This window comes from Alsobacter sp. R-9, assembly GCF_054612375.1.
This window is the reverse complement of sequence record NZ_JBTSWJ010000013.1, coordinates 146,774-170,502: the sequence shown is the minus strand read 5'-3', so window position 1 is coordinate 170,502 and position 23,729 is coordinate 146,774. Positions and strand designations below refer to the sequence as shown.

Annotated in this window: 23 protein-coding genes; 14 read left to right on the top strand and 9 right to left on the bottom strand. The window is 69.2% G+C overall.

Annotation, left to right across the window (positions count from 1 at the left end):
* Positions 1 to 73: 73 nt before the first annotated feature.
* Positions 74 to 346 (bottom strand): hypothetical protein, encoded by a 273-nt coding sequence (locus ACX9GQ_RS19945; protein WP_459631339.1) that lies wholly within the window; start codon positions 344 to 346, stop codon positions 74 to 76.
* Positions 347 to 490: 144 nt separating this feature from the next.
* On the opposite strand from ACX9GQ_RS19945, the gene guaA reads away from it, so the two are divergent.
* The gene (gene guaA, locus ACX9GQ_RS19940; protein WP_459631338.1) at positions 491 to 2,050 is read left to right on the top strand and encodes a glutamine-hydrolyzing GMP synthase; all 1,560 of its coding nucleotides are present in this window, start codon (positions 491 to 493) and stop codon (positions 2,048 to 2,050) included.
* Positions 2,051 to 2,058: 8 nt separating this feature from the next.
* Here the strand turns inward: guaA and ACX9GQ_RS19935 are convergent, their stop codons facing one another.
* Positions 2,059 to 2,808, bottom strand: a complete 750-nt coding sequence (locus tag ACX9GQ_RS19935; protein ID WP_459631337.1) for a hypothetical protein — start codon at positions 2,806 to 2,808, stop codon at positions 2,059 to 2,061.
* A 135-nt stretch (positions 2,809 to 2,943) separates the two neighbouring features.
* On the opposite strand from ACX9GQ_RS19935, the gene ACX9GQ_RS19930 reads away from it, so the two are divergent.
* The 3 genes from ACX9GQ_RS19930 (at position 2,944) to der (ending at position 5,738) form a co-directional block, all read left to right on the top strand.
* Positions 2,944 to 3,522 (top strand): NnrU family protein, encoded by a 579-nt coding sequence (locus ACX9GQ_RS19930; protein ID WP_459631336.1) that lies wholly within the window; start codon positions 2,944 to 2,946, stop codon positions 3,520 to 3,522.
* A gap of 154 nt (positions 3,523 to 3,676) precedes the next feature.
* Positions 3,677 to 4,339 carry a tetratricopeptide repeat protein gene (locus ACX9GQ_RS19925; RefSeq protein WP_459631335.1) on the top strand — a complete coding sequence of 221 codons (663 nt, stop codon included), beginning with the start codon at positions 3,677 to 3,679 and terminating at the stop codon, positions 4,337 to 4,339.
* A gap of 31 nt (positions 4,340 to 4,370) precedes the next feature.
* Positions 4,371 to 5,738, top strand: coding sequence for a ribosome biogenesis GTPase Der (gene der / locus ACX9GQ_RS19920; RefSeq protein ID WP_459631334.1), 1,368 nt, complete (start codon positions 4,371 to 4,373; stop codon positions 5,736 to 5,738).
* 15 nt (positions 5,739 to 5,753) lie between these two features.
* Here der and ACX9GQ_RS19915 read toward each other — a convergent pair whose 3' ends face one another.
* From ACX9GQ_RS19915 to ACX9GQ_RS19890, 6 genes are all read right to left on the bottom strand, one after another.
* Positions 5,754 to 6,497 carry an SDR family NAD(P)-dependent oxidoreductase gene (locus ACX9GQ_RS19915; RefSeq protein WP_459631333.1) on the bottom strand — a complete coding sequence of 248 codons (744 nt, stop codon included), beginning with the start codon at positions 6,495 to 6,497 and terminating at the stop codon, positions 5,754 to 5,756.
* A 10-nt stretch (positions 6,498 to 6,507) separates the two neighbouring features.
* Complete coding sequence (purF, locus tag ACX9GQ_RS19910; RefSeq protein ID WP_459631345.1) at positions 6,508 to 7,968, bottom strand: amidophosphoribosyltransferase; 1,461 nt, start codon at positions 7,966 to 7,968, stop codon at positions 6,508 to 6,510.
* Positions 7,969 to 8,066: 98 nt separating this feature from the next.
* Complete coding sequence (locus ACX9GQ_RS19905; RefSeq protein WP_459631344.1) at positions 8,067 to 8,759, bottom strand: CvpA family protein; 693 nt, start codon at positions 8,757 to 8,759, stop codon at positions 8,067 to 8,069.
* A gap of 84 nt (positions 8,760 to 8,843) precedes the next feature.
* On the bottom strand, positions 8,844 to 10,244 hold the full coding sequence (gene radA, locus ACX9GQ_RS19900) for a DNA repair protein RadA (RefSeq protein WP_459631332.1): 1,401 nt from the start codon (positions 10,242 to 10,244) through the stop codon (positions 8,844 to 8,846).
* On the bottom strand, positions 10,244 to 11,365 hold the full coding sequence (alr, locus tag ACX9GQ_RS19895; RefSeq protein ID WP_459631331.1) for an alanine racemase: 1,122 nt from the start codon (positions 11,363 to 11,365) through the stop codon (positions 10,244 to 10,246). Before alr ends, radA begins: the two co-directional genes overlap by 1 nt.
* The gene (locus ACX9GQ_RS19890) at positions 11,362 to 12,840 is read right to left on the bottom strand and encodes a replicative DNA helicase (protein ID WP_459631330.1); all 1,479 of its coding nucleotides are present in this window, start codon (positions 12,838 to 12,840) and stop codon (positions 11,362 to 11,364) included. Before ACX9GQ_RS19890 ends, alr begins: the two co-directional genes overlap by 4 nt.
* A gap of 378 nt (positions 12,841 to 13,218) precedes the next feature.
* Here ACX9GQ_RS19890 and ACX9GQ_RS19885 point away from each other — a divergent pair, with 378 nt between their 5' ends.
* Positions 13,219 to 13,716 (top strand): response regulator, encoded by a 498-nt coding sequence (locus ACX9GQ_RS19885; RefSeq protein WP_459631329.1) that lies wholly within the window; start codon positions 13,219 to 13,221, stop codon positions 13,714 to 13,716.
* 59 nt (positions 13,717 to 13,775) lie between these two features.
* On the opposite strand, the gene ACX9GQ_RS19880 is transcribed toward ACX9GQ_RS19885, so the two are convergent.
* A complete protein-coding gene (locus ACX9GQ_RS19880) occupies positions 13,776 to 14,531 on the bottom strand; it encodes an SDR family NAD(P)-dependent oxidoreductase (protein ID WP_459631328.1) in 756 nt (251 codons plus the stop codon).
* Between the two features lie 351 nt (positions 14,532 to 14,882).
* Between ACX9GQ_RS19880 and ACX9GQ_RS19875 the strand changes: the two genes are divergently transcribed.
* From ACX9GQ_RS19875 to ACX9GQ_RS19835, 9 genes are all read left to right on the top strand, one after another.
* Complete coding sequence (locus ACX9GQ_RS19875) at positions 14,883 to 15,248, top strand: NADH-quinone oxidoreductase subunit A (protein WP_459631327.1); 366 nt, start codon at positions 14,883 to 14,885, stop codon at positions 15,246 to 15,248.
* Positions 15,239 to 15,823, top strand: a complete 585-nt coding sequence (locus tag ACX9GQ_RS19870; protein ID WP_459631326.1) for a NuoB/complex I 20 kDa subunit family protein — start codon at positions 15,239 to 15,241, stop codon at positions 15,821 to 15,823. Before ACX9GQ_RS19875 ends, ACX9GQ_RS19870 begins: the two co-directional genes overlap by 10 nt.
* A gap of 132 nt (positions 15,824 to 15,955) precedes the next feature.
* A complete protein-coding gene (locus ACX9GQ_RS19865) occupies positions 15,956 to 16,558 on the top strand; it encodes an NADH-quinone oxidoreductase subunit C (protein WP_459631325.1) in 603 nt (200 codons plus the stop codon).
* A gap of 14 nt (positions 16,559 to 16,572) precedes the next feature.
* Entirely contained in the window at positions 16,573 to 17,763 is a 1,191-nt protein-coding gene (locus tag ACX9GQ_RS19860; RefSeq protein WP_459631324.1) for an NADH-quinone oxidoreductase subunit D, read from the top strand.
* A gap of 31 nt (positions 17,764 to 17,794) precedes the next feature.
* Complete coding sequence (gene nuoE, locus ACX9GQ_RS19855) at positions 17,795 to 19,003, top strand: NADH-quinone oxidoreductase subunit NuoE (RefSeq protein WP_459631323.1); 1,209 nt, start codon at positions 17,795 to 17,797, stop codon at positions 19,001 to 19,003.
* A gap of 6 nt (positions 19,004 to 19,009) precedes the next feature.
* Positions 19,010 to 20,311 carry an NADH-quinone oxidoreductase subunit NuoF gene (gene nuoF, locus ACX9GQ_RS19850; RefSeq protein ID WP_459631322.1) on the top strand — a complete coding sequence of 434 codons (1,302 nt, stop codon included), beginning with the start codon at positions 19,010 to 19,012 and terminating at the stop codon, positions 20,309 to 20,311.
* Positions 20,312 to 20,324: 13 nt separating this feature from the next.
* The gene (nuoG, locus tag ACX9GQ_RS19845; RefSeq protein ID WP_459631321.1) at positions 20,325 to 22,403 is read left to right on the top strand and encodes an NADH-quinone oxidoreductase subunit NuoG; all 2,079 of its coding nucleotides are present in this window, start codon (positions 20,325 to 20,327) and stop codon (positions 22,401 to 22,403) included.
* A gap of 13 nt (positions 22,404 to 22,416) precedes the next feature.
* Positions 22,417 to 23,445 (top strand): NADH-quinone oxidoreductase subunit NuoH, encoded by a 1,029-nt coding sequence (gene nuoH, locus ACX9GQ_RS19840; RefSeq protein WP_459631320.1) that lies wholly within the window; start codon positions 22,417 to 22,419, stop codon positions 23,443 to 23,445.
* A gap of 4 nt (positions 23,446 to 23,449) precedes the next feature.
* Entirely contained in the window at positions 23,450 to 23,698 is a 249-nt protein-coding gene (locus ACX9GQ_RS19835; RefSeq protein WP_459631319.1) for a hypothetical protein, read from the top strand.
* Positions 23,699 to 23,729 lie beyond the last annotated feature (31 nt).

The following is a 23,729-nucleotide window of genomic DNA, read 5'->3' as shown; positions in this document are numbered from 1 at the left end:
ATGACAAGGCTCCTTTCCAGAAGCCTTGAATCAGCATCGCCACCGCGCCGCTAGACCTTATTGAGTACAGACCCTAGTAAGGCTGCGTCGTGCGGGTGCGGCGCACCTTCTTGCGCTTCACGGTCGCCGTCGTGCCCGCCCTCGGGACGCCCGCGGCGGACGCGACGGTCGGGCCCGTGGCCGCACCCGCGACGCCGCCGACGACCGCGCCCACCGGCCCGCCGACCGCGGCTCCGGTCGCTGCGCCGACGCCGGCGCCGGAGACGCGTTCCTGGGTCTGGGTGCAGGCTGCCAGCGCGATCAGGCCGACGGCCGCCGCGACGAGAGGGGCGATGGGGGTGTGCATGGAATGCTCCGGGCTTCGTGGCTTCGATGCGCCGTCAACGTTTCCGGCGCCCCGGCGTTCGCTGACGCCGCAAGCCTGTGGCCAGCGCGCCGCAGCGTCCCGGCCCGTGTTGCGGCGCGGGATCGATTGCCGTAGTCAGGGCGCATGACCGAGCATCGCCACGACAAGATCCTCATCGTCGATTTCGGCAGCCAGGTGACGCAGCTCATCGCGCGCCGGGTGCGCGAAGAGGGCGTCTACTCCGAGATCGTGCCCTTCCAGTCGGCCGAGAAGGCGTTCGCGGAGATGAAGCCGCGCGCCGTGATCCTTTCGGGCGGCCCGGAATCGGTGCACGAGGCGGGCAGCCCTCGCGCGCCGCAGGCGATCTTCGAGAGCGGCGTCCCGGTGCTCGGCATCTGCTACGGCCAGATGACGATGGCCGCGCAACTGGGCGGCGAGGTCGAGGGCGGACACCACCGCGAGTTTGGCCGGGCAGGGGTCGAGGTGCTGGAACCCTGCGAGCTCTTCGACGGCGTCTGGCGCAAGGGCGAGCAGTATCCGGTGTGGATGAGCCACGGGGACCGCATCACGCGGCTGCCTCCCGGCTTCACGCGCTACGGCACGTCGGAGAACGCACCCTTCGCGGTCATCGCCGACGAGAAGCGCCACTACTACGGCCTGATGTTCCACCCCGAGGTGGTGCACACGCCGCACGGCGCGGCGCTTCTGCGCAACTTCGTGAAGCGCATCGCCGGCTGCTCCGGCGACTGGACGATGAAGGCCTTCAAGGACGAGGCGATCGAGCGCATCCGTGCCCAGGTGGGCAAGGGGCGCGTGATCTGCGGCCTGTCCGGCGGCGTCGACTCGGCCGTCGCGGCGGTGCTGATCCATGAGGCGATCGGCGACCAGCTGACCTGCGTCTTCGTCGACCACGGCCTGATGCGGCTCGGCGAGGGCAAGAAGGTCGTCGCCCTCTTCCGCGACAGCTACAACATCCCGCTCGTCCACGTGGACGCGTCGGAGACGTTCCTGGGCGAGCTCGCCGGCGTCACCGACCCCGAGGTCAAGCGCAAGACCATCGGCCGCCTGTTCATCGAGGTCTTCGAGAAGGAAGCGCGCGCCGTGGGCGGCGCGGACTTCCTGGCGCAGGGGACGCTCTACCCCGACGTCATCGAGAGCGTGTCGTTCACCGGCGGGCCCTCTGTCACGATCAAGTCGCACCACAATGTCGGCGGCCTTCCCGAGCGCATGAACATGAAGCTCGTCGAGCCGCTGCGCGAGCTGTTCAAGGACGAGGTCCGGGCGCTCGGCCGCGAACTCGGACTGCCCGAGGCCTTCGTCGGGCGCCATCCGTTCCCGGGCCCCGGCCTCGCCATCCGCATCCCCGGCGAGATCACGCGCGAGAAACTCGACATCCTGCGCCTTGCCGACGAGATCTACCTCGAGGAGATTCGTCGCGCGGGCCTCTACGACGACATCTGGCAGGCCTTCGCGGTGCTGCTCCCGGTGCGGACCGTGGGCGTGATGGGCGACGGGCGCACCTACGACCACGTCTGTGCCCTGCGCGCCGTCACCTCCGTCGACGGGATGACGGCAGACTTCTACCCCTTCGACATGGGCTTCATCGGCCGTGTTGCGACCCGGATCATTAATGAGGTCCGCGGCATCAACCGGGTCGTCTACGACATCACCTCGAAGCCGCCCGGCACGATCGAGTGGGAGTGACCGGGGGCTCAGCCTCGCCGCTGCGTCGTGCGGGCCGCGCCCTCCCACAACCCTGGAGCGACAGGAGCTCCCAGCAGGGGCCACAGCTGCTCCGGCAGCCGTCCCTCCGAGTCCAACCCCCTGAGCCGGCGCATGACCACGGCCCTGTCCGCGCGCTGCTCCTCGATTTCCGTCGCAGCCTGTTGCACGCGGCGGACGAAGAGGCCCATCACCGCGGCGCTTCGTCCGTCGTGCATGCGCTGGCGACCGGCGAACACCGCGGAGCAGGCGAGCCAGACGCCGATGGTTCCGGCCAGTCCTCCGACGAAGACCTGTGAGTCGTGATGCCCGAAAGCACGCAGAACGGCTCCGGATCCGATGAGCAGGACGGTCAGGACACCGCAGCTAGCGTGCAATGCGATGCGGGCCATCCTGAGCCGACGCCGCTCTCTCGCGAGGCTCGCCACGATCCGTGCCGCCGTCACGCGCAGGAGGGCCACGGCGATGTAGTCGCTCATCCGGCGGACGGGAGCGCCGAGCTGGATCCAGGTGCCGGCGAGGGCGGACAGGGACGCCTCGTCGACACTGCGCCAGCCTTCCTCCTCCTCGCCCGGGAGGGCGTCGACGTCGATCCACGTATCCCCGATGGAAAAGCGTGTGACGAGCTGCAGCGCGACGTCCCGGACGGCGCCGTCTGTTTCGACCACCATCCTGTCGCGGTCGGGCAGAAGCTGCGTGAGGCGCGACAGGGCGTCGGCCCGGCTGGCGGCAAAGGCCACGGAAGCAATCCGATTCTGAAACAGGTACGAAAAATCAATGCAGGCAATGCTGGCACACTGGCAGCCTGAGGTTAAGCTCTGCTGAACCGTGCGCCCGGGAGGGCGGCCGCGGCAGCATGTTCAAGGGACGGACGCATGGGACTTCTGGTGATGATCGTGGGACTGGCGCTGTTTCTGGGCGCGCACTCGGTCCCGACCCTGGTGACGACGCGCCAGTCTCTCGTGGGACGCCTGGGCGAGGGAGGCTACAAGGGCGCGTTCACGCTGGCCTCGATCGTGGGGATCGTCCTCATCGCCTGGGGGTTCGGCCTGTACCGGCAGGGGGGGTACGTCCAGTTGTGGACGCCGCCGCGCGGCCTCTCGCACCTGACGGTGCTGCTCATGTGGCCCGCACTGGTCGCCCTGTTCGCGCAGCGACCGGGGGAAATCAAGCGGCGGCTCAAGCACCCGATGCTCGTCGGGGTGAAGATCTGGGCCTTCGCTCATCTCCTCGCCAATGGTGATCTGGGCTCCCTGATCCTCTTCGGTTCGCTCCTCGCTTGGGCCGTCTATGACCGCATCTCGGTGAAGCGGCGCCAGCCGGACGCGGGCAAGGACATCCCGCCGGGCTTCGGCCGCAACGACGTCATCGCCATCGTCGCCGGCACGGTGGCATGGGGCGCGCTCATCAAGCTGCATCCCTGGTTCATCGGCGTCCCGGTCTTCCAGTTCTGACCTGCGGCCCGTCCGCGGGTGCTCGCGGGCATCCGAGGGGGCCGCCCGGCATGACAAAGGCGGGCGCGCATGCTACGTGCTGCGCCCGAAACGCGCGCCATGACCGCCTTTTCCGGCGGGGCATGCGGGCCACGAAGGAGCATCGACCACGGCCATGGCCGACATTTTCCGCGAGATCGACGAGGACGTCCGCCGCGACAGGGCGGTGGAGTTCTGGAAGAAGTACGGCAACGTGGTCATCGCGCTCGCCCTGCTGGCGGTCGCCGGCACGGCCGGCTGGCGCGGCTGGGTCTACTGGCAGACAAAGCAGTCCGAGGCGGCGGGCGCGCGCTACGAGGCGGCGATCGAGCGGGTGAAGGCCGGCAACGCGGCCGAAGCGGAGGCGGACCTCAAGAGCCTCGCGTCCTCCGGCCCCAAGGGCTACGAGCAGCTCTCGCGCCTTGTCCTGGCTGCGGAGCAGGGCAAGTCGGACCCCGAGGCCGGGGTGAAGGCCTATGACGCCCTGGTGGCGGATGGTGGGCTTCCGCAACTCCTGCGCGATATCGCCCGCCTGCGTGCTGCGCTCCTGCTGGCGGATACGGCGTCTCCGGCGGACCTGAAGACGCGGCTCGATCCGCTTTTGGTCCAGGGCAACGCGTTCGCGGGGAATGCCCGAGAGCTGCTCGGCCTCGCCGCGCTGAAGGCCGGTGACTACGAGGGCGCCGGCAAGTGGTTCGACGCGATCGTCACCGACCGCGAAGCGCCAGCCTCGCTGCGCCAGCGGGCCGACCTGCTGCTGGCCATCGTTCGGGCAGGACCCGTCAAACCCGCGTCCTGAGCCCCTCGGGGCCGACGCCTGGAGAGCCGTCATGGGCTTCACGGTGGCCATCATCGGCCGGCCGAACGTGGGCAAGTCGACGCTGTTCAACCGGCTCGTCGGCAAGAAGCTCGCGCTCGTCGACGACCAGCCCGGCGTCACCCGCGACCGCCGCAGCGGCGAGGCGCGCCTCGGCGACCTCGAGTTCACGATCATCGACACGGCCGGCCTCGAGGAGGCGGATGACGCCTCGCTCGCCGGCCGCATGCGGATGCAGACGGAAGAGGCGCTGGAGGACGCCGACGCTATCCTCTTCGTCATCGACGCGCGCACCGGCATCACGCCCTCCGACAGGCATTTCGCCCAGCTCGTCCGCCGCGCCGGCAAGCCCGTGATCCTGCTTGCCAACAAGGCCGAGAGCCGCGCCGGTCAGCTGGAGACCTATGACGCCTTTTCGCTGGGCCTCGGCGATCCCATTCCCTTCTCGGCGGAGCACGGCGAGGGCCTGTCCGACCTCTACGACGCGCTGCGAGAAGCGCTTCCGGAGGCGACGGCCCCGGTTGAGGAGGCCGAGGACGAAGACGCCGCGAGCGAAGCCGAGGCGGCGGAGCGCCCGTTGCGCATCGCCATCGTGGGGCGCCCGAACGCGGGGAAATCGACGCTGATCAACCGGATGCTCGGTGAGGAGCGGCTTCTCACGGGGCCGGAGGCCGGCATCACGCGCGATTCCATCGGGCTCGACTGGGCGTGGCGCGGCCGGCCGGTGAAGCTCTTCGACACCGCCGGCATGCGCAAGCGCGCCAAGGTGGAGGACAAGCTCGAGAAGCTCTCCATCGCCGACGGGCTGCGGGCAGTCCGCTTCGCCGAAGTGGTCGTGCTCCTGCTCGACGCGACGGTCCCGTTCGAGAAGCAGGATCTCGCGATCCTGAGCATCGTCGAGCGCGAGGGCAGGGCACTCGTCGTCGCCGTCAACAAGTGGGACCTCGTTGCGGGCGACGCCGGCCGCCTGAAGCGGCTGACCGAGGACTCGGAGCGGCTGCTGTCGAACGTGAAGGGCGCGAAGCTCGTCCCCGTCTCGGGCCTCACCGGCGACGGCGTCGACCGCCTGATGCAGGCCTGCTTCGACGCGGCCGAGGTCTGGTCGACCCGGATCTCGACGGCGCGGCTCAACAAGTGGCTGTCCCGGGTGCTCGAGACCCACCCGCCGCCCGCCGTGGCCGGCCGTCGGATCAAGATTCGCTACATGACGCAGGTGAAGGCGCGGCCACCACACTTCGCGCTTTTCGGGAACCAGCTCGATGCGCTGCCCGACAGCTACCAGCGATACCTGATCAACGGCCTGCGCGAGACGTTCTCGCTGCCCGGCACGCCGATCCGGCTGAGCCTCAAGACGAGCGACAATCCCTACGACAAGGACTGAGCCGGGCGTCCGGCCTCACTCCGGCGTGCGAAGGCTCGTCACGCTGAGCGACGGGAAGTCGAAGATCCGGCCGGTCTCGCCCCAGTGGGCCTCGGCCAGCTTCACGAGATGCGGCGCCAACGCCTCCGGCGGCTGGAGGGTCATCGGGTCCTCGCCCGGCATCGCCATCTCGCGCATGCGCGTGCGCAGCGGGCCCGGGTTGACCAGCATCACCTTGACGCCGGTCGTCGCCGTCTCGGCGGCGTAGGTCATCGCCAGCGTGTTCAGCGCCGCCTTCGAGGTGGCGTAGGGGCCCCAGTAGGCTGCGTTCTTCCACGAGGCGGCCGAGGTCACGAAGATCGCGCGGCCGGCGTCGGACCGCCGCAGCAGCGGGTCGAGAGAGCGGATCAGCCGCCAGTTGGCCGTGACGTTCACGGCCATGATGTCGTCCCACGCCTTCGGCTCGACGTGGCCCAGCGGCGAGATCGGACCCAGGATGGCGCCATTCGCCAGCAGGATGTCGAGCTTGCCCCAGCGCTCATGGATCGCGGCGCCCAGCCGGTCGATGGCCGGGACGTCCTTGAGGTCCACCGGAACGAGCGTCGCCGTGCCGCCCAGCGCACGGATCTCGTCGTCGAGTTCCTCCAGCGCACCCTGCGTGCGGGCGACGGCGATCACGTGGGCGCCGGCCGCGGCATAGGCGAGAGCGGCGGCGCGGCCGATACCGCGCGAGGCACCGGTGACGACCGCGAGGCGGCCGGCGAGGGTCTTGTCGGTCATGACGGCAGGATCATCCCACTTCGGCGAGGATGGAGAGCTGCTTCGGACCCTCGCCGATCAGGTCGGCCACGGGCGTGGGATAGTCCCCCGTGAAGCAGTGGTCGGTGAACTGCGGGCGCAGCGGGTTGCGTCCCTTCTCGCCCATGGCGCGGTAGATGCCGTCCACGGAGAGGAATGCGAGGCTGTCGCAGCCGATGTAGGCACGCATCTCTTCGAGCGTGTGCGTCGCGGCCAGCAGCTTGTCGCGCTCGGGCGTGTCGATGCCGTAGTAGTCCGGGTGGGTGATCGGCGGGCTGGAGATGCGGAAATGCACCTCGCTGGCCCCCGCGTCGCGCATCATCTGCACGATCTTCACCGAGGTCGTGCCGCGCACGATGGAATCGTCGATCAGGACGATCCGCTTGCCGGCGACGACCGAGCGGTTGGCGCTGTGCTTCATCCGCACGCCGGATTCGCGATGGGACTGCGTCGGCTGGATGAAGGTGCGCCCGACATAGTGGTTGCGGATGATGCCCAGCTCGTAGGGTAGCCCCGCCGCCTGCGCGAAGCCGAGAGCCGCCGGCACGCCGGAATCCGGCACCGGGATCACCACGTCGGCGTCGACGGGGGACTCGGCGGCGAGCTCGGCGCCCATGCGCTTGCGCAGGTCGTAGACGGGCCGGCCGTGGACGATGGAATCCGGCCGGGCAAAGTAGATGTACTCGAAGATGCAGGGCCGCATCGGCTGGTTGCCGAACGGCTTGATCGACTCGATCCCGTCTTCCGAGCAGATCACGATCTCGCCGTTCTCGACGTCGCGCACGAAGCGGGCACCGATGATGTCGAGCGCGCAGGTCTCGGAGGCGAGGATCGGGTGGCCGTCGAGGTCGCCCAGCACCAGCGGCCGGATGCCGAGGGGATCGCGGGCGCCGACGAGCTTCTTGTTGGTCAGGCCGACGAAGGCATAGGCGCCCTCGACCTGGCGCAGCGCGTCGATGAAGCGGTCGATGAAGCGGTTCTTCCGGCTGCGCGCGACGAGGTGGAGGATCACCTCCGTGTCGGAGGTGGCCTGGAAGATGGCGCCGTCGCGCACCAGCTGGCGGCGCAGCGTGAGGCCGTTCGTCAGGTTGCCGTTGTGCGCCACCGCGAAGCCGCCGCCTTCGAGCTCTGCGAAAAGCGGCTGCACGTTGCGCAGGATCGTCTCGCCCGTGGTCGAGTAGCGGACGTGGCCGATGGCGTTTTCACCCTTGAGCCGCGCGATCGTCTGCGGATCCGAGAAGGTGTCGCCAACAAGCCCGAGCGCCCGCTCCGACTGGAACCGCCGCCCGTCGAAGCTGACGATGCCCGCCGCCTCCTGACCGCGGTGCTGGAGAGCGTGAAGCCCGAGGGCGGTGACGGCCGCGGCCTCCGGATGGCCGTAAACGCCGAAGACACCGCACTCCTCTCGGAGGCGGTCGCCGTCGAGGGTCAGGTCGAGGTCCATCGGGTCCATCCCACGCGCAAGGGTGCCGGCCGAGCCGTCGCGCTCTGTCATCGCAGCCTCATATGGCCCCGCGGGGCGGATCATCAACGCCGGCGGACCGGCGCGGGTCACTGGCTCCGGGCCGGATTGGCGCCGGCGAGCTGGCGCAGCGCCTGCTGGTCCGCCGCCTTGTAGGGCGAAACTGGGCCGTTGTCCGTTCTTTTCTGTCCGGCCGGCGGCGCCGGCGTGCCCGGAGCCGCAGGCGCGGCCGGGGCCGTCGAGGGCTCGCCCGGGTCGCCCTGGTTCCGGTTCCGGTTCTTCCACTTGGCGATGAAGCCCTCGGGATCGTCGGGCAGCAGCGCGATGATCTGGTTGCCGGTCTCCTGCAGCACGGGGCGCAGCTTCGCCTGCCGCACCCATTCCGGCTGCTGCTTCTCGCCGACGAGCTTGTCGAAGAAGACGAACGCGATGACCGCGATCAGCAGGCCGCGGGCGGCACCGAAGAGGAACCCGAGCGTGCGGTCGAGCGCGCCGATCTTGGAGTCCAGGATCAGGTCGGAGAGCTTCACCGTGATGAACGAGACGATCACGAGCGTTCCGAGGAACACGGCGGCGATGGCAGCGGCCAGCGCCAGCTGTGCGTTCGGGATGTACTCCTTCGCGTAGGGCAGGACGGCCGGGTGCAGCGTGTAGGCGGCGGCGGCGGCGATCACCCAGGATGCGATGGCGAGCACTTCGCGCGTGAAGCCACGGACCGCGGCGAGCAGGGCGGAGATCAGGATCACGCCCAGGACGACGAGATCGAGTGCAGTAACCGGCAGCTGATTCATGAGATCCCGGCTCAGGTCCGTTTCGCGAGACTTATAGCCACGCGGACGTGTGGCGTCACCCGCTTTGAGCCGTTCCTAGCCCTTTCGTCCACTCCCGCGTGCCGCGACGGCGGCGACGAGTTCGGTGACGTCGCCGGCGGGGTCGATGGCTATGGGCGGCTTGCCGATACCTTCGAGCCCGGCGCGCGGCACCGTGGCCGCGCGGAAACCGAGCTTCGCCGCCTCCTTGAGGCGCGCCGCGCCCTGGCTGACGGGGCGAAGCGCCCCGGTGAGCGCGAGTTCGCCCATGTAGACCCTGTCCGCCGGCAGCGGCGCCCCGGCCAGCGACGAGACGAGCGCCGCCGCGGCGGCCACGTCGCCGGCGGGCTCGCTGATTCGCAGGCCGCCCGCGACGTTCAGGTAGACGTCGTGCTGGCCGAGCTTGAGCCCCGCATGGGCCTCGAGCACGGCGATGACCATCGACAAACGGCTCGGATCCCACCCCACGACGGCCCGCCGCGGCGTGCCGAGCGCCGTCGGCGCCACCAGCGCCTGGAACTCGACCAGCAGCGGCCGCGTGCCCTCCATGGCAGCGAAGACGGCGGTGCCGGCCGAGCCGGTGTCGCGGCCGGCCAGGAAGAGGGCCGAGGGGTTGGCGACCTCCGAGAGGCCGAGCCCGGTCATTTCGAACACGCCGATCTCGTCGGTGGGGCCGAAACGGTTCTTCACCGCACGCAGGATGCGGAACTGGTGCGCACCGTCGCCCTCGAACGACACCACCGCGTCGACCATGTGTTCGACGACCCGTGGCCCGGCGATCTGCCCGTCCTTGGTGACATGGCCGACGAGAATGACGGCCGCCCCGGTCGTCTTGGCGTAGCGGATGAGGATCTGCGCCGAGGCCCGCACCTGCGTCACCGTCCCCGGCGCGGCCTCGACCGTGTCGGTCCACATCGTCTGGATCGAGTCGATCACCAGCAGGCGCGGAGGCTCGCCCTGCGAAAGCGTCGCGACGATGTCCTCCACGCTCGTCTCGGCGGCGAGCTCGACGTTGGCCTGGCTCAGACCGAGCCGCTCGGCCCTCAGGCGGACCTGGCCGGTCGCTTCCTCGCCAGAGATATAGACGACTCGGTGGCCCTGCCGGCCGAGCGCGGCGCAGGCCTGCGTCAGCAGCGTGGACTTGCCGATGCCGGGGTCGCCCCCGAGCAGGATCACCGACCCGCGCACGAAGCCCCCGCCCGTGACGCGATCGAGTTCGGCGATGCCGGAGGGGATGCGCGGCGCGTCGTTCTGCTCGCCGACGAGGCCTTCGAGGCGGAACACGCGCCCGCGGCCCCTTGCCCCGGCGCGCGGCGCCGGTCCGCCACCCGGCGGGGGAGGACCGGAGGCCTCCTCCACCATGCTGTTCCACTCGCCGCAGGCGTCGCAACGCCCCTGCCAGCGATTGTAGACCGCACCGCAGTTCTGGCAGACGAAGCTGAGCGTCCTCTTCGCCATCAGGCCCCCGCCACCGTCCGCGCGTAGCGCCGGCCAAGGCCCGTGAGAATCTCGTAGCCGATGGTCCCGGCCCGGGCGCCCACCTCGTCCACCGTCAGCGTTTCGCCAATGAGTTGCACGGGCGCCCCGCGGCGGACGGCGTCCGAGGGCGCTTCGCTCACGTCGAGCACGATGAGATCCATCGAGACTCTCCCGGCAAGGGGGCAGCGCACCCCGCCGACCACGGCCTCGCCGCCCGGCTGACCGTCCCGGGCCGAGGCCGCGCGGGGGTAGCCGTCGGCATAGCCCACCGAAATCGTCGCGAGCCGGCGAGGGCCGGGCGCCGTCCACTGGCCGTTGTAGCCGACGGTGTCGCCGGCCTGGACGTCGCGCACCTGAACGATGCGGGCCGTCAGGGACACGACCGGACGCATCGGGTTTGGGCGCCCCGGCGTCGGATTCCCGCCATAGAGCGCGTAGCCGGGGCGGACGAGGTCGTGGAAGGCGGCCGGATTGCAGAACAGTCCGGAGGAGTTGGACAGGCTTCCGGGGACGCCGGGGAAAAGCGGGCGGAGCGCCGCGAAGTCCCGCACCTGCCGCGCCGTGACGGCGGAGCCCGGCACCTCGCTCTCGACGAAATGGCTCATCAGCAGGCTTGGGCGGACGGCGAGCGAAGGCAGCCGCCGCGCGATCTCGGCCGTTTCGTCTACCGAGAGGCCCAGCCGGTTCATGCCGGTATCGACATGGATGGCGGCCTCCGGAGCAACGCGGCCGGCAACGGCATGGGCGTTCCACTCCTCGATCTCGGCCAGCGAGCCAAGCACCGGCCGCAGGCCGTGGGCCGCGAGTTCCGGCGCCATGCCGGGCAGCAGCCCGTTCAGGACGTAGACGACCGCATCCGGAGCGGCGGCCCGGACGGCGCGTCCCTCGCCGGCATGGGCGACGAAGAATGTCCGGCATCCGGCAGACCGCAGGGCAGGCACCGCAACGCCGATCCCCGTTCCGTAGGCATCGGCCTTCACCACCGCGGCCGTCTCGGCGGTCCCGGCCCGGCGCGCGAGCAACCGCCAATTGCCTGCCAGTGCCCCGGCGTCGATCGTGACGGTTGCCGGCGCCTCGCCCGGATGGGGGCCGGCCGTCACATCCGCTCCGGCAGCCCGTCCTCGCGGGCGAGATTGGAGAAGCGCGTGATGTCTGCGTCGAAGTGCAGCGGCACCGTGCCGGTCGGCCCGTGGCGCTGCTTGCCGATGATTACCTCGGCGCGGCCGTGGACCTGCTCCATCTCGGCCTGCCACTTGAAATGCTCCTCGGTGCCGGGCTTTGGCTCCTTGTTCTTCAGGTAGTACTCCTCGCGGTAGATGAAGAGCACCACGTCGGCGTCCTGCTCGATCGAGCCCGATTCACGCAGGTCGGAGAGCTGGGGGCGCTTGTCGTCGCGGTTCTCGACCTGGCGCGACAGCTGCGAGAGGGCGATGATCGGGACGGAGAGCTCCTTGGCCAGCGCCTTCAGCCCGGTGGTGATCTCGGTGAGCTCCTGCACGCGATTGTCGCTCTTCTTCGACGAACCGGAGAGGAGCTGGAGGTAGTCGACGACCAGCAGGTCGAGGCCCTTCTGCCGCTTGAGGCGACGGGCGCGGGCCGTCAGCTGGGCGATCGAGATGCCGCCGGTCTGGTCGATGTAGAACGGGATGCGCTCCATCTCGCGCGCGGCATCCGCCACGCGGGTGAAGTCCTGGTCGGAGATCTCGCCGCGGCGGATCTTGTAGGACGCGACGCCCGACTGCTCGGCCACGATGCGGGTGGCGAGCTGCTCGGACGACATTTCCAGCGAGAAGAAGCCGACGATTCCGCCGTCGAGGCGCTTGATGGAGCCGTCGGGCTGCCGCTCGCCCACATAGGCCTTGGCCACGTTGAAGGCGATGTTCGTGACGAGCGACGTCTTGCCCATGGCCGGGCGGGCCGCGAGGATCACGAGGTCGGAGGGCTGCAGGCCGCCCATCATGCGGTCGAGGTCGCTGAGGCCGGTCGAGATGCCGGAGAGCTTCCGGTCGCGCTTGAAGGCCTCCGCCGCCATGTCGATGGCGCCGCGCAGCGCGGTCGAGAAGGTCTGGAAGCCGCCCTCGTAGCGACCGCGCTCGGCAAGTTCGTAGAGCCGCCGCTCCGCGTCCTCGATCTGCTTGCGTGGCGGCTCGTCCACCGGTGCGTCATAGGCGAGGTTCACCATGTCCTCGCCGATGACGATGAGCTGGCGGCGCATCGCGAGGTCGTAGATCGTCCGGCCGTAGTCCTCGGCGTTGATGACGGTCGTCGCCTCGGCCGCAAGGCGCGCGAGGTACTGGGAGACGGTGACGCCGCCGAGATCCTGGTCGCCGAGGAAGGTCTTGAGCGTGATCGGGGTGGCGATCTTGCCGCTGCGGATCAGCGACTGGCTCACCTCGTAAATGCGCCGGTGCACGTCCTCCGAGAAATGCTCCGGCTCCAGGAAGTCGGAAACCCGGTAGAACGCGTCATTGTTGACGAGGATGGCGCCGAGCAGCGCCTGCTCCGCCTCGATGTTGTGCGGTGCCGTGCGGTACTGCGGCTCGGGCTGCTGAACGGTCGCGAAGGAATAGGCCATGGTCGGCGGTCGAATCGCTCGGCGGTTGGTCGGTCAGGATAGCACCGGAAGGGGCGCGACATGTGCCACGCGTAGGGGCGGCGGTCGATGGCGCGGGGCGCTTGTGCCCGGTGTCCACAGCGCGCCGGCGGAACGCTCCCGCCGCTTCATTCGGCGCTTGACCGGGGCTTCCGGGAAACCGCCAGCCAGCGACCCGGAAGCATTGCCTCGAAGCGGCGTTGACGTTGATGTTTGTCAGAACGGCAGGAAACAATCGTTCTTTACTGCCGGTTAATGCCGTTGCCAAGCTGCCGGTCAAGTATACTGGTAATTATCCTATCGCCGTCTAGAACCGACAGCAGGCGGAACTGCGAAGCCAGCGCTTCGACGAGGGATGGCATGAGCAAGGTCATCGATACACTTCAGGTGCTCGTGGTGGACGATTACGCCACCATGCGGCGCATCATCACCAACATCCTGCAGCAGCTCGGCGTCACGGCCGTCGACCACGCCCGCGACGGCGAGGAGGCGCTGCGGCTGATGGCCGGCAAGTCCTACGATCTCGTCCTCTGCGACTGGTGCATGGAGCCCATGAGCGGCGAGGCGTTCCTCCAGTCCGCGCGGGTGACGCACCCTCGGGTGCCGGTCGTGGTGGTCTCCGCCCACGCCTCGGCTTCCGTGATGGACCGGGCCCGCGGGCTGGGCGCCAGCAGCTTCCTTCCGAAGCCGTTCTCGCCGTCGGCCCTGCGCGCAGCGATTGCCGCGGTCGTCGACGTCGACGTCAACGTCGCCAGCCCTGGAACTGCACCCGGCCCGGCGCGCGAGGCGCCGTCGCTCGGCCGGATGCTGTCCGGCTTCCTGGGCGGGGCGGATGCGCGCGTGACGCGCGGCAACTGAGCCCGGGCAATCCAAAGGGGAGGGGGCGGTCGAACGGCCGCCCCTTCGCCGTTCGGGCGTCAGTACGTCGCGCGGCCGCCCGACAGGTCAAACACCGCGCCGGTCGTGAAGGAATTGTCGGCCGAGCAGAGCCACGCGATCATGGCGGCGGCCTCGTCGACCTTCAGGAAGCGCCCGCGAGGGATGCGCGACAGCATGTAGTCGATGTGCTGCTGGCTGATCTGGTCGAAGATCTTGGTCTTGGCGGCCGCGGGGGTCACGCAGTTGACGGCGATGTCGTGCGCCGCGAGTTCCTTCCCGAGCGACTTCGTCAGCGCGATCACGCCGGCCTTCGCGGCCGAGTAGGCGGCGGCATTGGGATTGCCCTCCTTGCCGGCGATGGAGGCGACGTTGACGATGCGCCCGTACTTCTGGGCGATCATGGCCGGCACGACGGCGCGGCAGCAGTAGAAGACGCCGTTGAGATCGATGTCGACGATCCGCCGCCATTCGGCGACCGGATAGTCGACCACCGGCATTGTGGGGCCGGAGATTCCGGCGTTGTTGACCAGGATCTCGATCCGGCCGTGGGCCTTGAGCGTCGCTGCGGCGGCAGCCGCGACGCTTTCGGCGTCGTCCTGCTCGTAGACGACCGTCGTGACGGGGCCGATGCGGCCCAGTTCGACGGCGGCTTCCTCCAGCAACGCTGCGTCCCGGTCCCAGAGCGCGACCGTCGCGCCTGATTCGAGCAGCCGCGCGGCAACCGCATGGCCGATACCCTGCGCCGCGCCCGTGACGGCGGCCACCCGCCCTTGAACGTCGATCCTGTTGCCCATGTCTGCGCCTCGCTCCCTGATGGCGTGCCCGCCCGCCGTGCCTTGCCCGGTCACGGTTTGCTGGACGGTTCCCGATGCCCCGAGAGGGCCACGGGACGGTGTGCGAACGCAAGGGCAGATCGCCGGGGGACGGCGATGGTCCGTTCCTCATCCAAAGGTCGTGCGACGGCCTACCGTCTTGCGCTCGCCGTGGCGCTGGGATAAGCCTCCCGCGACTTGCTTGAACGGGCAAAACCGCGCGGATTTTCACGTTTTTCCGGCTCGGACGATCCCGGCAGGCGCACTTCGGGGGACTAGGACCGAGAAATCGGTCACGGCGGGTGGGGACCCGTCGACGTGGGGGAAGGCATCATGCCCCAACTCTTGAGCGACTACCTGCCGCTGGTCATCTTCATCGGCGTGTCGGGACTGATCGGCATCGCCCTCCTGGTGGCGCCCTTCGTCGTCGCCTACTCGCGGCCCGACACCGAGAAGGTGTCCGCCTACGAGTGCGGCTTCAACGCCTTCGACGACGCCCGCATGAAGTTCGACATCCGGTTCTACCTGGTGTCGATCCTCTTCATCATCTTCGACCTCGAGGTCGCCTTCCTGTTCCCGTGGGCCGTGGCGTTCCACGAGGCGGGCGCCTTCGGCTTCTGGTCGATGATGACGTTCCTCGGCGTCCTGACGATCGGGTTCGTGTACGAGTGGAAGAAGGGAGCGCTGGAATGGGACTGAGCGCCGGTCAGCCCGGAACGCTGGTGGCCCCGGCCCCGCGCGGCATCATCGATCCCGCCACGGGCAAGCCCGTCGGCGCGAACGATCCGTTCTTCTCCGACGTCAACGCCGAGCTGGCGGACAAGGGCTTCCTCGTCACCTCGACCGACGACCTCATCCAGTGGGCGCGCACCGGCTCGCTGATGTGGATGACGTTCGGCCTCGCCTGCTGCGCGGTCGAGATGATGCAGATGTCGATGCCGCGCTACGACGCCGAGCGCTTCGGCTTCGCGCCGCGCGCCTCGCCGCGCCAGTCCGACGTGATGATCGTCGCCGGCACGCTGACCAACAAGATGGCCCCGGCCCTGCGCAAGGTCTACGACCAGATGCCGGAGCCGCGCTACGTCATCTCCATGGGCTCGTGCGCCAACGGCGGCGGCTACTACCACTACTCGTACTCGGTGGTGCGCGGCTGCGACCGCATCGTGCCGATCGACGTCTACGTGCCCGGCTGCCCCCCGACCGCGGAGGCGCTGCTCTACGGCGTGCTGCTTCTGCAGAAGAAGATCCGCCGGACCGGCACCATCGAGCGCTGAGCGACCGCCTCCGCGGCCGCCCGGCACCCCGCGCGGGCCCTCGGGCCTGCTTGGAACGTTCCCCGCGGCTCGCGCCGCGAAGCCCACCGCCCGCGGATCCGCCGCGGCGCCCCGGAATGGAGAAGGCCGGCCATGGACGAGACGCTCGAAGCGCTCGGCAACACCATCGGGACCGCGCTCGGCAGCGCGTTCGTCGGCCACAAGGTCGCCTTCGGTGAACTCACGGTCGAGGTCGTCTCCGACCGGATCGTCGAGGCGCTGACGATCCTGCGCGACGACCCGCGCTTCCTGTTCGTCAACTTCATCGACCAGTGCGGCGTGGACTATCCCGGTCGCGAGAAGCGATTCGACGTCGTCTGGCACCTGCTGTCGCCGAAGTACAACCGGCGCGTGCGGGTCACGGTGCAGACCGACGAAGTCACCGCTGTTCCCTCGACGATCCCGGTCTTCCCGGCCTCGAACTGGTTCGAGCGCGAGGCCTACGACCTCTACGGCATCCTCTTCTCCGGCCATCCGGACCTGCGCCGCATCCTCACCGACTACGGCTTCGAGGGGCATCCGCTGCGCAAGGACTTCCCGCTGACCGGCTTCGTCGAGGTCCGCTACGACGACGAGCAGAAGCGCGTGGTCTACGAGCCCGTGCGCCTCACCCAGGAGTTCCGCCAGTTCGACTTCCTCTCGCCGTGGGAGGGCACGGACTACGTGCTGCCCGGCGACGAGAAGGCGAAGGCCTGAGGGCGGAGGCGACCATGACCGAGCAGCAGATCCGCAACTTCTCCATCAACTTCGGGCCGCAGCATCCCGCGGCGCATGGCGTTCTCCGGCTCGTGCTGGAACTCGACGGCGAGGTGGTCGAGCGCGTCGACCCGCACATCGGGCTCCTCCACCGGGGCACCGAGAAGCTGATCGAGGCCAAGACCTACCTGCAGGCGCTGCCTTATTTCGATCGGCTCGACTACGTCGCGCCGATGAACCAGGAGCATGCCTGGTGCCTCGCGGTCGAGAAGCTCGTCGGCATCACGGTGCCGAAAAGGGCGCAGCTCATCCGCGTGCTCTATTCGGAGATCGGGCGGCTGCTTTCGCACCTGCTCAACGTCACGACGCAGGCGATGGACGTCGGCGCTCTCACCCCGCCGCTGTGGGGGTTCGAGGAGCGCGAGAAGCTGATGATCTTCTACGAGCACGCCTCGGGCTCGCGCATGCACGCGGCCTACTTCAGGCCGGGCGGCGTCCACCAGGACCTCGCGCCCAAGCTCGTCGACGACATCTGGAACTTCTGCGACCCGTTCCTGAAGGTCTGCGACGACCTCGAGGGCCTGCTGACCGACAACCGCATCTTCAAGCAGCGCAACGTCGATATCGGCGTGGTGCCGCTGGACGAGGCGTGGGCCTGGGGCTTCTCGGGCGTCATGGTGCGCGGTTCCGGCGCGGCGTGGGACCTGCGCAAGTCGCAGCCCTACGAGTGCTACGAGGAGTTCGATTTCGACATCCCGATCGGCAAGAACGGCGACTGCTACGACCGCTACTGCATCCGCATGGAGGAGATGCGGCAGTCCATCCGCATCATGAAGCAGTGCCTCGAGAAGCTGCGCTCGCCGGAAGGGCAGGGGCCGGTCAACGCCACGGACGGCAAGATCGTGCCGCCCAAGCGCGGCGAGATGAAGCGCTCGATGGAGGCGCTCATCCACCACTTCAAGCTGTACACTGAAGGCTTCCACGTCCCGCAGGGCGAGGTCTACGCCGCGGTCGAGGCGCCCAAGGGCGAGTTCGGCGTCTATCTCGTCGCCGACGGGACGAACAAGCCCTACCGCGCCAAGATCCGCGCCCCGGGCTTCGCGCACCTGCAGGCGATGGACCACCTGTGCCGCGGGCACATGCTGGCGGACGTCTCCGCCGTGCTGGGCTCGCTCGACATCGTGTTCGGCGAGGTGGACCGGTGAGCGCGCGCCGCCGGGACGGAATGAGGACGACATGTCAGTGAGACGCCTGGCCGCCGAGGCCATCCAGCCCCCGAGCTTCGAATTCACGCCCGAGAACCTCGCCTGGGCGCGGATGGTGATCGCCCGCTATCCGGAGGGCCGGCAGGCCTCGGCCGTGATCCCGCTGCTGTGGCGGGCGCAGGAGCAGCACGACTACTGGGTGCCGAAGGCGGCCATCGAGTACGTCGCGCGCATGCTGTCGATGCCCTACATCCGCGTGCTGGAGGTCGCCACCTTCTACACGATGTTCAACCTCGAGCCGGTCGGGAAGTTCTTCGTCCAGCTCTGCGGCACGACGCCGTGCCGCCTGCGCGGCGCCGAGGACATCATCAAGGTGTGCGAGAGCCGCATCGGCCCGCAGCGCCACGTTTCCGCCGACGGCAACTTCTCGTGGCTGGAGGTGGAATGCCTCGGCTCGTGCTGCAACGCGCCGATGGTGCAGATCAATAACGACTATTACGAGGACCTGACGCCGGAGAGCTTCAACAAGCTCCTCGACGACCTCGCCGCCGGCCGGCCCGTGAAGAAGGGCCCGCAGAACGGCCGCCACGCGTCCGAGCCCCATGACGCGGTGAAGACGCTGCAGGATCCCGCCCTCTACGACGGCTCGGTCGTCGGGGCGTGGAAGAAGCGCTTCGCCGAGGAAGAGGCGAAGGCGAAAGAGGCGGCGGCCAAGGCAGCGGCCGAGAAGGAGGCCGCCGACCGCGCGGCCGCCGCTGCGGCGGCGGAAACGCCTAAGCCAGGCAAGCCGTCCGACGACACGGCCGGGCTCAAGGCCGCCGACACCCCGGCGGCCCGGGTGGCCGACGGCAAGCCGCCCGTCGCTCCGTCTGCCGCGGCGGCGGCAGCCGACCCGACCAAGAGCACGGTGTCGAAGCCCGCCGCCGACGCGGCTCCCGCGCCGGTTTCCGACGAGCACAAGCCGGTGCTTCTCGCCGCTCCGGAAGGCGGCAAGGCGGACGACCTTGAGCTCATCTGGGGTGTCGGGCCCAAGCTCGCCGAGATGCTGCACAAGATGGGCGTGTTTCACTTCTCCCAGATCGCGGCGTGGAACGAGATGAACCTGCGCTGGGTCGACCAGAACCTCGGCGCCTTCCGCGGCCGGGCGGTGCGCGACAAGTGGATCGAGCAGGCGGGCAAGCTCGCCTCCGGCTGGCGGCCGGACAGCAAGATCGGCGACAAGCCCACGGCGAAGGACTGAGCGGACATGCTGCACGACAGGGACCGCATCTTCACCAACCTCTACGGCTTCCACTCGCCGGGGCTGAAGGCCGCGCAGATGCGCGGCGCGTGGGACGGCACGAAGATCCTCATCGACAAGGGCCGCGACTGGATCGTCGACGAGATGAAGAAGTCGGGGCTGCGCGGCCGCGGCGGCGCCGGCTTCCCGACGGGCCTGAAGTGGTCCTTCATGCCGAAGCAGTCGGACGGGCGGCCTCATTACCTCGTCGTCAACGCCGACGAGTCCGAGCCCGGCACCTGCAAGGACCGGGAGATCATGCGGCACGATCCGCATCTCCTGATCGAGGGGTGCCTGATCGCGTCCTTCGCGATGGGTGCGCACGCCTGCTACATCTACATCCGCGGCGAATACATCGCGGAGCGCGAGGCCCTGCAGCGCGCCGTCGACGAGGCGTATGACGCCAGGCTCGTCGGCAAGGACAACGTCCACGGCTGGCCCTTCGACATCTACGTCGCCCACGGCGCCGGCGCCTACATCTGCGGCGAGGAGACGGCGCTGCTCGAGAGCCTCGAGGGCAAGAAGGGCATGCCGCGGCTGAAGCCGCCGTTCCCGGCCAACATGGGCCTCTACGGCTGTCCGACGACCGTGAACAACGTCGAGTCGATCGCCGTCGCAGGCACTATCCTGCGCCGCGGCGCGGCGTGGTTCGCCGGCATCGGCCGTCCCAACAACGTGGGCACCAAGCTCTTCTGCGTCTCCGGCCACGTGAACAAGCCGTGCAACGTGGAAGAGGCGATGGGCCTGACCTTCCGCGAGCTGATCGACACCCACTGCGGCGGCATCCGCGGCGGCTGGGACAACCTGCTGGCGGTGATCCCGGGCGGCTCGTCGGTGCCCTGCGTCCCCGCCGAGCAGATCATCGACGCCCACATGGACTTCGACACATTGCGCAACCTGCGGTCGGGCCTCGGCACGGCGGCGGTGATCGTGATGGACAAGTCGACGGACATCGTCCGCGCCATCGCCCGCATCTCGTACTTCTACAAGCACGAGAGCTGCGGCCAGTGCACGCCGTGCCGCGAGGGCACCGGCTGGATGTGGCGCGTGCTGAGCCGCATGGCCGAGGGCCGCGCCCAGAAGCGCGAGATCGACATGCTGCTGGAGGTCACGACGCAGGTCGAGGGCCACACCATCTGCGCGCTCGGCGACGCGGCTGCGTGGCCGGTGCAGGGCCTGATCCGGCATTTCCGCCACGAGATCGAGAAGCGGATCGACGACTACGCCGCGAACCCGCATTCCGAACCGGTCCGCGTCGCGGCCGAGTGAACGAGAGAGACCGATGGCCAGGATCATCGTCGACGGCATCGAGGTTGACGTCCCGCCGGAGTACACGCTGCTCCAGGCGTGCGAGGAGGCGGGCGCCGAGATCCCGCGCTTCTGCTTCCACGAGCGCCTCTCGATCGCCGGCAACTGCCGGATGTGCCTCGTCGAGGTGAAGGGCGGCCCGAAGCCCGTCGCGTCCTGTGCATGGGCCGTCCGTGACTGCCGTCCCGGCCCCAACGGGGAGCCGCCGGTCGTCGCCACCAACTCGCCGATGGTGAAGAAGGCGCGGGAAGGGGTGATGGAGTTTCTCCTCATCAACCACCCGCTGGACTGCCCGATCTGCGACCAGGGCGGCGAGTGCGACCTGCAGGACCAGGCGATGGCCTACGGCGTCGACACGTCGCGCTTTGCCGAGAACAAGCGCGCCGTCGAGGACAAGTACATCGGCCCGCTGGTCAAGACGCAGATGAACCGCTGCATCCAGTGCACGCGCTGCGTCCGCTTCACCACCGAGGTGGCCGGCGTGCCGGACCTCGGCGCCATCGGCCGCGGCGAGGACATGGAGATCACCTCCTACCTCGAGAACGCGATGACTTCCGAGTTGCAGGGCAACGTCATCGACCTGTGCCCGGTGGGCGCCCTGACGTCGAAGCCCTACGCCTTCCGCGCCCGGCCTTGGGAGCTCTCCAAGACCGAGTCGGTCGACGTGATGGACGCCGTCGGCTGCGCGATCCGCGTCGACGCCCGTGGTCGCGAGGTGATGCGCATCCTGCCCCGCCTCAACGAGGCGGTGAACGAGGAGTGGATCTCCGACAAGACCCGCTTCGTGTGGGACGGCCTCAAGACCCAGCGCCTCGATCGGCCCTATGTCCGCGTCGACGGCAAGCTGCGGCCCGCCTCCTGGGGCGAGGCCTTCGCCGCCGTCGCGGCGAAGGTGAAGGCAGCCGGACCGGCGCGCACCGGCTTCATCGCTGGCGACCTCGCCTCGGTCGAGGAGCTCTACGCCCTGCGCGAACTCGCGAAGGCGCTCGGAGTGAAGAACATCGACGCGCGCCAGGACGGCACCAAGCTCCATCCGAAGTTCGGCCGGGCCACTTACCTCTTCAACCCGACGATTCTCGGGATCGAGGACGCGGACGCGGTTCTCCTTGTCGGGACCAACCCGCGCCGCGAGGCCCCGGTTCTCAACGCCCGCATCCGCAAGCGCTGGCGCATGGGCCCGCTGCCGGTCGGCTCCATCGGCGTCCCGGCGGACCTGACCTACGACGTCGAGATGCTCGGCGCGGGGCCCGAGACGCTGGCGGCGATCGCCGACGGCTCGCACCCTTTTGCAGCCACCCTGAAGAACGCCAAGCGCCCGCTCGTCATCGTCGGCCAGGGCGCCCTGACGCGGCCGGACGGCGAGGCGGCGCTGTCGCTCGCGGCGCGCGCTGCGCTGGCGGTCGGCGCCGTGAAGGACGGCTGGAACGGTTTCGCGGTGCTGCACACCGCCGCCTCGCGCGTCGGTGCGCTCGACCTCGGCGTGGTGCCTGGGGAGGGTGGTCTCGACGCCGCAGCGATGGCGAAGGCGGGTGCGCTTGACGTCGTCTACCTGCTCGGGGCCGACGAGATCGACGTCGCGCCGGGCGCCTTCGTCGTCTACCAGGGCACCCACGGCGACCGCGGCGCGCACCGCGCCGACGTGATCCTGCCCGGCGCCGCCTATACCGAGAAGTCGGGCACCTACGTCAACACCGAGGGCCGGGCGCAGCTCGCCAACCGCGCCGGCTTCCCGCCGGGCGATGCGCGCGAGGACTGGGCCATCCTGCGGGCGCTGTCGGACGGGCTCGGCAAGCGCCTTCCCTTCGATTCGCTGCAGCAGCTGCGCGCCGCGCTCTATGCCGCCCATCCCTCGACCGCGGCGCTCGACCGTGTCGAGCCGGCGGACGCGGCCGCGCTGGAGGCGCTGGCGGCGGCGGGCGGCACGCCCGACCGGGCGGCGTTCGCACCGGCGGTGGACGACCTTTACCTGACGAACCCGATCGCCCGTGCCTCGGCGATCATGGCCGAGTGCTCGGCGCTGGCGAAGGGCCGCGTGGCCCAGGCCGCCGAGTGACGGGAGAGCGATGATGGAAGCCGCAACCGCCAGCTGGGCGTGGATCCTGCTGATCACCGTGGCGAAGAGCCTGCTGCTCATCGCCGCGCTGCTGGTCTTCATCGCCTACATCCTGCTTGCCGACCGCAAGATCTGGGCGGCCGTGCAGCTGCGCCGCGGCCCGAACGTCGTCGGCCCGTGGGGCCTGCTGCAGTCCTTCGCCGACCTGCTGAAGTTCGTGATCAAGGAGCCGGTGATCCCGGCCGGCGCCAACAAGGGCGTCTTCCTGCTCGCCCCGCTGGTCACGACGGTGCTGGCGCTCGCCGCCTGGGCGGTGATCCCCGTGAACGAGGGCTGGGCGATCGCCGACATCAACGTCGGCATCCTCTACATCTTCGCCATCTCGTCGCTTGGCGTGTACGGCATCATCATGGGCGGCTGGGCCTCGAACTCGAAGTACCCGTTCCTCGGGTCGCTTCGCTCGGCGGCGCAGATGGTGTCCTACGAGGTCTCCATCGGCTTCGTGATCATCACCGTGCTGCTGTGCGTCGGTTCCCTGAACCTGACCGACATCGTCAAGGCACAGGACGGTCGCTTCGGGATGTTCGGGTGGTACTGGCTGCCGCTGTTCCCGATGTTCGTCGTGTTCTTCATCTCGGCCCTGGCCGAGACGAACCGCCCGCCCTTCGACCTGCCTGAGGCCGAATCCGAACTCGTGGCGGGCTTCATGGTCGAGTACTCCTCGACCCCCTACCTGCTTTTCATGCTCGGCGAGTACGTGGCGATCATGACCATGTGCGCGCTGATGACGATACTGTTCCTCGGGGGATGGCTGCCGCCGTTCGACATCCCGCCCTTCAACTGGGTGCCGGGGATCGTCTGGTTCGTCCTCAAGATGTGCCTGGTCTTCTTCATGTTCGCCATGGTGAAGGCCTTCGTGCCCCGCTACCGCTACGACCAGCTGATGCGGCTGGGCTGGAAGGTGTTCCTGCCCCTGTCGCTCGCCATGGTCGTGATCGTGGCGTCGGTGCTCCAGCTGACCGGCTGGGGCGGAAGGTTCTGACGCCGTGGCCGGCGTCTCGATCGCGGGGCTCGTCGGAGCCGCGGTGGGACTGGGCCTCGGCTGGATCGACTACCGCGTCGTCAGCGGCGTGGTGGTCGGGCGCCTGCGCAAGCTCGACCGCTCGCAGACGCCGCAGGAGAAGGACGAGTTCGAGCGCCGCATCCGGATCCTCCGGGGCGTGCTGTTCGTGCTCACGATCGGAGCGTTTCCGGTGATCGGCTACCTCCTCGGGGTAACGGTCGCAGGGGGATGAGGTGGGGCGCATGACGCCACGGGGAATGGAA